This is a genomic window from Armatimonas rosea (assembly GCF_014202505.1).
In the GTDB taxonomy this organism is placed as follows: Bacteria; Armatimonadota; Armatimonadia; order Armatimonadales; family Armatimonadaceae; genus Armatimonas; species Armatimonas rosea.
Map to the genome: position 1 here is coordinate 735,687 of NZ_JACHGW010000004.1, position 12,184 is coordinate 747,870.

The following is a 12,184-nucleotide window of genomic DNA, read 5'->3' on the forward strand; positions in this document are numbered from 1 at the left end:
GGCAGGAGATTCCTCCCCCTAGCACGAACCAGACTCCATGACAAAGATCGTCTTTCTGGCAGGCACGAAGAGCCATGGCCCCGGTGACCACGAGTACGAAAAGGGCATGCGGCTCTTTGCCAAGGCACTGGCCCCCTTTGCCCACACCGAGGTGCATCTCTACGGCTGGCCGGACGACGAGACAACCCTCCGCGACGCGGACTGTATCGTGCTCTATGCCGATGGCTCCGATCACAATGAGCGCGACCATCCCCTCCTCATCGGCAACCGCATGGCCGTACTCGAGCAGCAGATGAAGCGCGGCTGCGGCCTGGTGACCCTGCACTACGCGACGTTCTGCCCACTCGTGCACAGCCAGAAATATCTCGCGTGGGTTGGCGGTCACTTCGACTACGAGAGTGGCCCTGGGGCCAACCACTGGGCCTCGGCGATCCAGCACTTCGAGTCCACGCCAAGCTTTATCGCGCACCCCATCACCGCGGGAGTGGTGCCCTTCACGGTCAAAGAGGAGTGGTACTATCGGATGCGCCTCAACCCCAAGACCGTCCAGCCGCTGGTGCAGGTCACCCCGCCAGGGGAGAAGCAACCGGAGACAGTTGCCTGGTGCGTGAGCCGCCCCGACGGCGGCCGTGGGTTCGCTTGCACGGGCGGGCACTTGCACCAGAACTGGGCGCTCCCCGGCTACCAAAGGCTGATCGCGCAAGGGATTCTGTGGGCAGCCAAGGCACAAGGGACGCCCGCCTTTGTCCCGCTCGACGATCCGCTGCGCGTGCAGATTCTCACCGGCAAGCACCACCCCGCCCACAACTGGCAGCAGACCACCCCCGCGCTCCAAGAGATCCTCGGCACCGACACGCGTGTCCAGACCACGGTCTGTGAGAACCCGGAGGCGCTGGAGCTGGCCCGCACCGATGTGCTGGTCCTCAACTACTGCAACTGGGAGAGCCCCAGCCTGAGCCCGGCCAAGCGCACCCAGCTTCTTGAGTTTGTCCGTCGCGGCGGCGGGCTGGTCCTCGTCCACTTTGCCAACGGTGCCTGGCGCGACTGGCCCGAGTACTTTGGCGGCCTCGCCCGTCGGGTCTGGGTGGATGGCAAGGCCAACCACGATGCCTACGGCCCCTTCACGGTGACTGTCGCGCAGCCCACGCACCGGCTCACTGCGGGCCTTCCCACGAGCTTCCCCACCACCGATGAGCTCTACTGCTCCCAGGTCGGTGAGCTTGCCGTCGAGCCGCTCCTGACCGCACGCTCTAAGGTGACCGGCAAGGACGAGCCACTGGCCTATGTCTATTCTGAGGGTAAGGGCCGGATCTTCCAGACCCTCCTTGGCCACGATGCCGGAGCGCTCCGAACGCCCGCCCACGCCGAGCTGATCCGCCGCGCGGTCGCGTGGGTGGGCGGGCGAGAGGTGCTTGCCACCCCCCTAGCACCCGCCGGGCGGGGGGACATTCCCCCGTCGGACGGGGGCCGAGGGGGGGCCTACGAAGCCAAGGGCGATGCGCGGTGGCAGGAGCCGCCGCTGACGATCTCGTGCCGGGCGCGGCTCTTCTCCAAGAGCGGCTTCAATATCTTGATCGCGAGCAGCCACAAAGACTCGCCGCGCCACTGGGAGCTCTACACGGAGGCAGGGACGGGAAAACTCGCGGTCTATCTGCCCGGCGCGGCCCCGACCAATGTGGTGGCCGACACCGATCTCTGCGACGGCAAGTGGCACGCGGTGCGCTTTGAGTACCTGCCGGGGAGCGCGACTCTCTTTGTGGACGAGAAGCGGGTCGTGGAGGTGCCGCTGGGGATGGCGCACGTGACGGCGGCGGTGGGGCCGCTCTGGATCGGGTGCTACCCCCCGCAAGGGCTGGGTTGTGATGGCCAGCTTGAGGACATTCAGATCGCCAGCCGGGGGAAGGTGCTGGCGCGGTTTACGCTGAAAGGAAATGAGGGCTTGAAGAGAGTGGACGGACGAACCAATACCAGCGATGCGGCTCCCTGGAAGCTGGAGCTGACGGGCAAGTGGCCCAAGGTAGAGAAAAAGACCAGCATGGACTGGCGCGAGTCGGGCAACGACGCCGGGCGAATGCGACACGCCAAGCTCACGCAGGTGAACAAGAAGACCGTGAAGGGCCTCAAGCCTGCCTGGGAGTTTCGGACGGGCGATGCGGCGGCAGGGACCACCATCGAGTGCACGCCTATTGTCGTGGAGGGCGTGATGTACCTGACGACCGTCAAGCTGCGGATTGTCGCGCTGGAGGCCGCGACTGGCAAGCCGATCTGGGTCTACGATCCCAAGTCCAGCGGGGTGCACCGGGGGCTGACCTACTGGAGCGATGGTAAGGTCGCACGAATCTTGGCGGCGCTTCCGACGGGCCAGCTCCTCTCACTCGATGCACGCACCGGAATGCCGGACCCCGCATTTGGCAAGAACGGGATCGTGCAGCTCCGCGACGGCTACACGCGCGATCTCTCCAAGCTCAACTACGGGTGCACATCGGCGCTGGCGCTCTTTGAGAACACCGTGATCGTCCCCATCATCAACTCCGAGGGACAGCCCGGTGCTCCCGGCGATATCCGCGCCTTCGATGTCCGCACCGGCAAGGAGGTCTGGCGCTTCCACACCGTCCCCGAGCCCGGCGAGTTTGGCAACGACACCTGGGCCAAGGACTCCTGGCGCGAGCGCTCGGGCACCAACGCCTGGTCGGGCTACACGGTCGATACCAAGAACGCAATTGTCTTTGCGTCCACGGGCTCCGCTGCGTCGGATTTCTACGGCGCGGACCGGCACGGGCAGAATCTCTTCGCCAACTGCCTGATCGCACTGGATGCCCGCACCGGCAAGCGCCTCTGGCACTTCCAGACCGTCCACCACGATCTCTGGGACCACGACAACCCCTGCCCCCCCACCCTCTGCACCGTCAAGGGCAAGGAGTGTGTCGCGCTGCCCACCAAGACGGGCTTTGTCTATGTCTTTGAGCGCAAGACGGGCAAGTCGCTCTTTCCGATTGTCGAGAAGCCGGTGCCACCCTCGGACATTCCCGGCGAGATAGCCTGGCCGACCCAGCCCATGCCGCTCGCGCCGCCCCCGCTCACGCCCCAGGTCATCACCGATGCCGACCTCACCGTTCCCACCAACGGGCGGCGCTACGGCACCTGGCGGCTGCCCCCGAGCCTGGAGGGGACGATCTGTACGCCGGGCTTCCACGGCGGGGCGAACTGGAGCGGCGCTTCCTTTGACCCCGCCACCGGCTATCTTTTTGTCAATACCAACAATGTCCCCAGTGTCGTCCAGCTCAAGGCCAACGGCAACGGCGGCTATGATTTTATGGGCTACAACTGGCTCCGCGACAAAGACGGCCGCCCCGGTGTGAAGCCGCCGTGGGGCAGCCTGACCGCCGTCGATCTCACTAAAGGGACTTTTGCCTGGCGCATCCCCCTGGGCCACTACCCCGACCTCGCTGATAAAACCACGGGCACGGAGAACTTTGGCGGCTCGATTGTCACGGAGGGCGGCTTGGTCTTTATCGCCTCCACCCGCGACGAGCACCTGCGCGCTTTCGACAAAGACACCGGCAAGCTCCTCTGGGAGCACAAGCTGCCTGCAGGGGGCTATGCCTGCCCCGCCACCTACTCGGTCAATGGGAAGCAGTTTATTGTGATCGCGGCAGGCGGCGGCGGCAAGCTGGGCACCAAGTCCGGCGATAGCTACGTCGCGTTTGCCCTCTAGGCGTCGTATGGTCCAGAAAGAGGCACGGAAGGAAGAGACGCCCACAGAGCTCTACCAGCGGCTGCGTCGCACCACCGCGCCTCTGCTGTTTTTCCTGGCGGGCATCGCCCTCCTCGGAGTCACGCTCGTTCTCAAGCACGACGAGCTCCCCACAGTACTATTCCGGATCGCGTCTCTGGCCATCTTTGGGGTCTACTACCTGTACTTCCGGGAGGCGCGGCTCACCCTACTCGGGCGGCTCCAGGCCTACGTCACCGACGCACCCGAGCGCCACGATGTGGACTGGATCCTGCGCCTGCACCACTCCTGCAAGCCCGTGCTCCCCGAGGACGGGCGCACGCAAGAGTGGTGTCAGTCCGCCCTTCGCCAGCTCCTGCCCCGCCTCACCAGCGATGAGCTACGACACCTCTCGCCGCAATCAAAGCACTCCCTGGTCCTCCTCACCCGCACAACACTCCGCCGGGACTGGTGGGAGGTCTTCTTTCTCCGCCCCTACACCGAGCCCAGCAACCGCCGCATCGACTTTGGGATTATTCTCCTGCTCTCGCTTGCCACGCTCCGGCAGCCCGGTGTCGAGAGAGAAGCCCGCGAGATCTTGGGGAAAGTCCAAGACGAGCGCCTGCGCGAGGCGGCGCAAGAGTACTTGAGCGCACTCGGTAGGCCGTAAAAAAACGGTGCCCGTTGCCGGGCACCGTGAGGGGGAATCTTGTAGTAACCGAGTCCTAGTAGGTGTTCCAGAGCACCCAGGGGGCGTGGTGCGATGGGTTGCTCCCCGAGTAGCCGGCGGGGTTTAGGAGAACCTCCCCATCCTCGACATACTGCCCGTTGACCACCGGGGCGAGCTGGAACGCCTGGCCCACACTGAGGTTCTTGGAGTGACCGTCGAGGAACGCAAAGTTGGCGCGTCCTTCGGTGGCGATCCTCAGGCCCGCGGGGTTGTCGGTGCGGAACTGGGTGGCGTTGTGGCGGAACTGCGGGATGAGCCCGGCTGCGGTCGTGCCCGCGGGGATTGTGCTGCGCGGGTCGGTAACCCACATTCCCCAGCCCGTGCCGTTGGGCGTGCCGTCCTGGTTGGGATAGCCCGTCTCCCCAATGCAGAGCGTCTCCGCCGGCTTTGCGATCTGGGAGAGCGAGAGGCCCGGTGCGGTGTAGGCGCTGGGGGGGCCTCCGCCGTTGTTCTCGTAGGCATGGGAGAGCCCGTAGCTCCAGCCGTAGCCGCCGTTGTTGTCGGCTCCCACCATCACGGTCGTGCCGGGGCAGCCACTGTTGGCCACGCCCGTATAGGCGAACTGGGTCGCGCGCCAGGGCTGGTTGATGTTGGGGCAGGTAAAGACCTTCTCGTTCTTGACATAGGGATAGATCTGCCACTGCCAGCGCCCGCGGCACATCTGGTTGTAGCCAATCACGGGCAGGGTCTCGTCGTAGTCCTGGGAGTACATGATTACCCCGAGGGAGAGCTGCTTGGTATTGGAGAGACACGCGGCAGAGCGTGCCTTGTCGCGTGCTTGCGCAAAGACAGGGAAGAGAATAGCAGCCAAGATGGCGATAATAGCAATGACAACAAGAAGCTCGATGAGGGTGAAGCCTCGCCGATTGTGGTGTCTTGTCGTAGACGATAGTGACAACATAGTACGTTTCCTCTTTCTTAGGGAGTGCGCCAGCCGTCGGCGCTGGGATGGTAGACAAAATCTACCCCGATCGTGATGCTCCGCGACGGAGCCGAGGGGGTGCTTGCCACGAGGCGCTCATGGAGAAGCTGTGCGGCTTGCTTGCCCAGCTCCTCGTGCCACTGGCGGATTCCCAGAAACGGCTCCTGGACATGGGCAACCCAGTCCGAGCGGTTGAGAAACCCTACCAGCGCGAGATCGGGGCCGACCCGCACCCCACGCTGCCGCAGGGTCAGCAGTGCAGACTGGAGCGCACGGTCGTTGGCGCAGAAGATCGCGGTGGGTGGCTCCGGCTCGGAGAGCCAGCTCTGGAGGATCGCGTTGCAGTCGTCGAGGGGGCACGCCGGGCGCTCCTGCCCACTCTTGCGTGCCCACTCCGCACGGCGTATCCACTCCGGGCGAATCTCTAGACCAGCCTCGCGCAAGCCGCGCTCGTAGCCTGTCTGGCGGTCACGGATCACGGCATTGGGCAAGGGGTAGGAGCAGAGAAACGCGATCCGCCGGTGCCCCAGCGCGACCAGCTCCGCGATAGCCTGCGCCGTAGCGCTCTCGTTGGCCGAGGTCACCCGATCCGACGCAATCCCGGTCAGGTACCGATCCACAAAGACAAGCTTGCAGCCCGCCGCAACCAGTGCCGCATAGGCATCCCGGTTCTCATTCTGGCCGGCCGGCAGAGCGATCAGCCCCCGAATCTTCCCTTGCAGCACCTGGGTGTGAATCCGGCGCAGGCACTCTGCCTCCTGGTCCAGCTCATCGCGGCTATCGTAGAGGGCAAAGCGGCCACTGCCATCGTCGCCAAACGCCTCCGCGATCCCGCTCACCAGTAGCGCCGTGTCCCGGTTTCGCGTGTAGCCACTCAGCACCGCCACCTGCTCAACCAGCGACGTAGAGGGGGGAGTCTGTTCTATGTGCCACTCCCGTACAAAGGTCCCCGCCCCCGTCCGGCGCTCCAGAAACCCTTCCTGGGTGAGCCGTGCCAGCGCCTTGGCGACCGTGATGCGGGTCGTGGAGAAGCGCACCGCCAGCTCGCGCTCGGTCGGAATTCGGCTCTGGGGCGCGAGTAGCCCCCTCTCCAGCTCCGTACGAAGCTCTTTGTAGATCTTTAGATATAGGGGCGCGGACTCGTTCAGGGGAATATCTCCATTGGTCTATTCCAATTACGGACTGAGTATACACCAATTTATCCAAGATGCAAGCTCACTCCGGGTAGTAACATCCCCGCTCCGCAGTCGTGGGGCGGCGAAAGGGCTCGCCGGGCTTGGGGTCCCAGTTTCGCCACGAGGCCGGGTCGGTGTTGGCGAGGTGCGAGCGGGCGCTCTCTCCATTGCCATTGCAGGCCGTGACATAGTATTCAACCGTGTGTGCGTCGCTCACCGGGACTTCCTGCCCCGGACGAGCGTTGCACGGCACGATGCTCGCTCGCCTATCCACATACGACCGGGCGGCTCCCCGGTAGAGCAGCCGAAACGCTGGGGTGTTTTTTGAGCGCGCATAGAGCCGGTACTCCGTCACACCGAGAATCTCACCCCAGGTGACAGTCGCGGCACCGCGGGCAAGCGCCACCCGCAGGCCGTCCGGTGGTGTGGGAGGCTGGCTGGTGACATAGAGCGGGTACTCCGGGCCAGGGGCACTGGCGTGCTGGGCATTGAGAGCACGGGCGCGCACATGGACTTTCTCGCCGTCGCCTAGCCCACGCACCTCCCCGACAGGCACGCTCTGCGGCGGCAGCGGCGTCCATGTCGCGCCACTATCTTTGCTGAGCTCCAGCCGGTACTGAGCCGCGGCGACAACGGGCTCGATAAACACCCGCCCGCCACCCGCGAAGTTCTCCGTTCGCAAGACACGTGGGGCGACGGGAACCGGCAAGGTCTCTGTCAGCTCCCAGTGGTGGCGTCCGGGCGGGAGACGCACGATAAGCGCCCCAGACTCGCGCTTGCAACGCGCCACTGCGCCGTCGGTATAGAACACCAGCTTCTCCGTGAGGTTTGGCAGTGTCAGGCGAATCGACGTGGCCTTCGGGGCGAAGAACTCCCCAGAGAGTGCCCGCCCCTCGACCACCGTGCCACTGATCCCCAGCTCCGTGTCGGTGGTGGTGAGGACGATCCCCGCCACGCCGATGCGCGTGCCGTGAAAGAGCGCGAACTCTGTCTTGTCCTGCGTTGTCCGAATCAGGCCTGCCGTGCCCTCAAAAACAAGAGTGCTCTCGGCAAAGCGCACGGGGGCGGGATTGCGGAAGACTAGGTCCTGAGTGCCGGGCAGGTACACGCGACAGCCAAAGGAGGTCGCCTCGGCCTGAATATCCTTGCGGTGGCTGACCACGGCCAGTGAGTCGCCGAGGCCATCGAACCACGCGCCGGTCACCGACGACGTACTCACGTCGGTGCGCTGGGTCTCTCGCGTGCCGTCTGCCCCCCGCAGGAGCAAGATCGTCGGGAGCGCATCGCCCTTGCGCACGAACCACGTCAGCCGGTGCGTCAGCGCCTGGTTTGCCACACTGTCGTAGAGGACAAAGTAGTCACTGCCCGCCAAGAGCACGCTCCGGCTGAGGTACTCAGGCGCGGCGTAGGCAGTCGGCCCTTCCCGTGGTACGAGCTCGGCAAACTGGCCCGTGCCCAGGTTATAGAACGGCCGCGAGAGGACATTCATCCCAATCGTGCGAAACTGGCCGTCTTTGTAGACACCAAAGTTCGTGCAGAAGTCCGTGTCCTGATCGTCGCGATCCCCCACATCCTCGGGGGCGGTGTAGCTGAAGGACTTGCCCCCCGCGTAGAAATACAGCGCACCACAGCCGCCCTCCCCAGAGCGCCCCCAGCGGTAGTTCGGGCCTTCGTCGAGCTGCTGGAGGTGCACCGAGAGCTCGTCGGGGGTGTCCACAGCCGCGCGCAGGACAATGCCGTAGCCGGTGAACTTTCGGCTGCGCAGGTGGGGATTGGTGCCCCGGTTGTCCGGCACAGCGTACAGCACGTCCCAGGCCTCTTTGCGCCCCGAGCCGTTCTCCGCATCGGGATCGGTGGGGCGGGCGGCCCAAAAGGCGTGCTCCGCGGCGAGCGGGGCGTAGCGCTCCAGGCACTTTCCCAGGTACCACAGTGAGCGGGGCGGAATCCGCTGCTCCGCGTGCGCTCCCTGCGGCGGGTGGACGCGCCGGGGGCCTTTGCCTGGAGCGACCACCCCCCACTCGCGTCCCTGATCGACCACCATCAGGTTTTTGTAGCCCGCCTCGGACTCCCCGTTGAAGGGAGCCGAGAGCGCGCTGACCAGCCAGTCGGCCAGCTCGGCGAGCTGGGGCGAGAGAAAGCGCTCACGGCCATCGTACTGGCGCAGCAGAAACTCGGTGCGGAGCGACGGGCGCAGAAAGGCCCAGACATACGTCCCCAGGTTCTCCGTCCAGCGCCCCCCCGCTGCGTCCCAGGCCGTAACCGCGGGCCGCGTGTTGAACCGCGTGTTCAGCTCGACACACTTCTCCCACAGGTCCGCCCAGGTCGCGGCCAGCGGGTGCTCGGGGAAGAGAAACGCCATCCCCGGCGGCACGGCCTTGACATCGGCGAGGAAGTTCGGGTGACCACTGAGCATCCCGACCAGCGGCATGAACTCATCGGCGGCATGGACATGGGCCAGCAAGAGAAAGATCGCAGTAAGCCGTCGGCGCTGGCGCACGCTCATCGAAGCGCGACACTGGTTGAATCCCTCGATCCAGCTGGTCACCTGGCGGGTCGGGACGGGGCTAAAATTGACAATGCTCCGGCCGGGGATCGGCCCGTGCCCCGCCATCTGCCGGGTCCCCGTGACCGGCAGGGTGCAGACAAACGGTGACGCCAGGACACGGCGCTCCAGCTCCGCGGGGTCTGCGGGCGTTGGACTCGCCAAGATCACCGGCGGACGGCGCGCGGTCTCGGGATACTCCAGCACCCAGTCCTTCACGCGATTCAGGTCAAGGCTGCCGTAGCGGTTCTGCAAAAAGAGCGTGTGCGACGTGAAAGTCAGCGGGACGGCATAGGTCAGCGCATCGGGGTGCGGGACTTTCTGAAAGCACTTCTCCAGCGCGTGCATCGCCTGCTTGTCCTTGGCATGATCGTAGAAGGCAAGGCAGGTCGAGCGGCTCCCCTTCACCAGTGGCCACTTCCAGAGTAGCTTCCCCACTTGGTAGTGGAAGCGCACTTGCAGGGTCGGGGCCTCGACTTCGTAGGCGTACTCGTGGTCTTGCCAGCCCTCCACACAGTCGATAAACACCCCCAAGGCATCGCCCGAGCGCTGGTTCCAGAAGTTGGCCCAGGTCCCCGTCTTGAAGTTCCCCGGTGCCCGCTCGTAGACTCCCAGGCTAAAGGGCAGGCGCCCCTCGGGCAGGCTGTGCGGCTCAAAGATCCAGGGCGCATCGACCTGCTCCCACGGGTAGTCATCGTAGTTGCGAACCTCGTCCGTGAGGGGAAACGGGTGGTTCGGTGCCTGCCGGTGCGTGATGCCTAGGCCCGCCCAGTCAAGGACAAGGCTTCCCGTCACCCCCGGCCGCAGCCCCTCCATGTCCTCCTGGAAGCGCACAAAATCCAGCCCGCCCTCACACTGCACCCGCGCGACATAGCGACTGCCGCCCTTGGTCTCGTAGGTCAGCGCGTAGGCAAGAAACAGCGGCCCGTCGGCGACGCGCTTGGCGGTGATACGTGTCACCTTGTCGTTGGCAAAACGCAGGGTCGAGGTACCAAACCACTTTCCCCCGCGCGATACCTGGAGAATCGGGCCAGGCGCGTCGCCCTGCACCTCCTGGCTCGCCGGGATGCGCACTCGCACCGCCCCCGAGTCCAGAACAATCGTCCGCCCCTCCCGCCGCTCGGTCACCTGCGCAGGATGCACCACGGGCGCACTTGTTGGCGTCAGTACAAACGCGCGCCGTCCGCCGCTGGGCAGGTCCGAGAAGAAGCTCAGGGTCGCCCGAGTCGCGCCCGCACGGTCTCTCACGATATCGGAGAGCTGCGCAGGAACCTGCTCTCCCGTCTCGGCACGCACCAGCGCCAAGTGGCGCAGCTCGGCGGGCGAGTCCAAGACAAGCGGGTAGTGCAGCAGTGTCCGCGGCCACCAGTAGAACGGATGCTCCAGCGGGTCGTGCAGCACAAAGGTCTTTCGATAACTCATCTTAGAACGGCTCCATTGGTCTATTCCAATTACGGGTTAAATATATACCGATTTTCATAAATCTGCCGGGGCCTGAAAGTCCCCATCTCAGCCGCCTTCGGCGAAGCGGGCCGAGCCCGCGAGGAATTCGGTGCGGCCTCGGGCCGCTTCGCGCGGAGCGCGGCCCAGGCGGGGACTTTCAGGCCCCGACTTTCAGGCCCCGGCCATACCACCGTCTCTTCCAGCCCAACGTGTTAAAATGCCCCCATGAAATCTTGGCTCACCTCGCTCGTGCTGTTGGCAACCTTGGGGCTCGCCGCCCACGCTCAGCCATTTCAAGACAAGACTGCGGCACTCGGGCTCGCACTGGGCAACGACCAGGCGTGCTGGGTGGACCTCGACAACGATGGCTTCACCGATCTCTGCGCCTCAGGGACGGTGTGGCACAACGAGCAGGGTCAGAGATTCACCAAGCGCGCCGAGGGGGTTGGGCTGGTGGTCGCGGCGGACTTCGACAACGATGGCTTTGCCGATCTCTTCTCCTGGAGCCAGCTCAAGCTCTGGCACAACAACGGCGGCAAGAGCTTCACCGAGACGCCCCTTCCCACGCTACCCGCGTGTGTCTCCCGCGGCGCGTGCTGGGGGGACTTCAATGGCGATGGCTTCGTGGATCTCTTTATCGGCGGCTACGAGGACTGGGACCGGGGGATCACCTACCCCAGCCTGCTCCTGCTCAACCAGAAGGGCAAGGGCTTCACGCTCGCCTGGCAGGACGCGACCTACCGTGCGCGTGGCGTCACGGCCTGCGACTACGACCGCAGCGGGTCGCTCGATATCTATGTCTCCAACTACCGCCTCCAGCCCAACCGGCTCTGGCGCAACGACGGCGCGGCACACTTCACCGATATCGCCCCCGATGTGCAGGCCCTCGCCACCACGCCAAGCTTCGAGGGCGGCCACTCGATCGGGGCGTGCTGGGGGGACTTCGACAACGACGGTCACTTCGATCTCTTTGCGGGCAACTTCGCCCATGTGGATAGTCGCGGCGACCAGCCCAAGAGCCGCTTTCTGCGCAATCTCGGTCCCACGGGCGGCTACCACTTCGACGACAAAGGCGAGTGCGGGGTCTTCTACCAGGAGTCCTATGCCAGCCCCGCGGCGGGTGACTTCAACAACGACGGCAACCTAGACTTGATCTTCACGACGGTCTACGGGGTCGCCTCGTTCAGCCGCCCCAACTTCCCCGTGCTCTACCAGAACCGCGGCAACTTTGTCTTCACCGATGCCACCGCAGCGGCGGGCGTGAGCAACCTACCCCCCACCTACCAAGCCGCCTGGGCAGACATCGACAACGACGGCGACTTGGACCTCGTCTGCGGCGGCAAGCTCTTTGTCTATCAAGGCTCCCCCAACACCCACTGGCTAGAAGTGCAGCTTGTCGGCGATGGCAAGCGCGTAAACGCCTCGGCGATTGGGGCACAGGTGCGGCTCACGCTCAAGGACAAGACCCTCACCCGACAAGTGGAAGCAGGAACCGGCGAGGGCAACCAGAACGACCTCACGCTTCATTTCGGCCTCGGCGCGGGGACGTCCCGTGTCACGCTTGAGATCCTCTGGCCCGATGGAAAAGTGCAGACCATCAAGCGCGCCAAGCCCGACCAGCGCCTGAGGGTTACCTACCGCAGGTAGCGAGGGAGCCCGG

Annotated in this window: 6 protein-coding genes; 3 read left to right on the forward strand and 3 right to left on the reverse strand. The window is 65.0% G+C overall.

All coding sequences use genetic code 11. The annotated features are described in order from the left end of the window. The first annotated feature begins 37 nt into the window (after positions 1-37). The gene (locus HNQ39_RS22875) at positions 38-3,715 is read left to right on the forward strand and encodes a ThuA domain-containing protein (RefSeq protein ID WP_184202433.1); all 3,678 of its coding nucleotides are present in this window, start codon (positions 38-40) and stop codon (positions 3,713-3,715) included. A gap of 7 nt (positions 3,716-3,722) precedes the next feature. Next, a complete protein-coding gene (locus tag HNQ39_RS22880) occupies positions 3,723-4,382 on the forward strand; it encodes a hypothetical protein (protein ID WP_184202435.1) in 660 nt (219 codons plus the stop codon). Positions 4,383-4,437: 55 nt separating this feature from the next. Here the strand turns inward: HNQ39_RS22880 and HNQ39_RS22885 are convergent, their stop codons facing one another. The 3 genes from HNQ39_RS22885 to HNQ39_RS22895 form a co-directional block, all read right to left on the reverse strand. Continuing rightward, positions 4,438-5,343, reverse strand: coding sequence for a type II secretion system protein (locus HNQ39_RS22885; RefSeq protein WP_184202437.1), 906 nt, complete (start codon positions 5,341-5,343; stop codon positions 4,438-4,440). 17 nt (positions 5,344-5,360) lie between these two features. Beyond that, the gene (locus HNQ39_RS22890) at positions 5,361-6,518 is read right to left on the reverse strand and encodes a GntR family transcriptional regulator (protein ID WP_343075985.1); all 1,158 of its coding nucleotides are present in this window, start codon (positions 6,516-6,518) and stop codon (positions 5,361-5,363) included. Between the two features lie 61 nt (positions 6,519-6,579). After that, a complete protein-coding gene (locus tag HNQ39_RS22895) occupies positions 6,580-10,503 on the reverse strand; it encodes a fibronectin type III domain-containing protein (RefSeq protein ID WP_184202441.1) in 3,924 nt (1,307 codons plus the stop codon). A gap of 246 nt (positions 10,504-10,749) precedes the next feature. Here HNQ39_RS22895 and HNQ39_RS22900 point away from each other — a divergent pair, with 246 nt between their 5' ends. After that, positions 10,750-12,171 (forward strand): CRTAC1 family protein, encoded by a 1,422-nt coding sequence (locus tag HNQ39_RS22900; protein ID WP_184202444.1) that lies wholly within the window; start codon positions 10,750-10,752, stop codon positions 12,169-12,171. Positions 12,172-12,184: the final 13 nt, after the last annotated feature.

Bases quoted from the DNA above. Each gene is read 5' to 3' on its own strand.
- HNQ39_RS22875 (WP_184202433.1), top strand. From the start codon at position 38: ATGACAAAGATCGTCTTTCTGGCAGGCACGAAGAGCCATGGCCCCGGT.
- HNQ39_RS22880 (WP_184202435.1), top strand. From the start codon at position 3,723: ATGGTCCAGAAAGAGGCACGGAAGGAAGAGACGCCCACAGAGCTCTAC.
- HNQ39_RS22885 (WP_184202437.1), bottom strand. From the start codon at position 5,343: ATGTTGTCACTATCGTCTACGACAAGACACCACAATCGGCGAGGCTTC.
- HNQ39_RS22895 (WP_184202441.1), bottom strand. From the start codon at position 10,503: ATGAGTTATCGAAAGACCTTTGTGCTGCACGACCCGCTGGAGCATCCG.
- HNQ39_RS22900 (WP_184202444.1), top strand. From the start codon at position 10,750: ATGAAATCTTGGCTCACCTCGCTCGTGCTGTTGGCAACCTTGGGGCTC.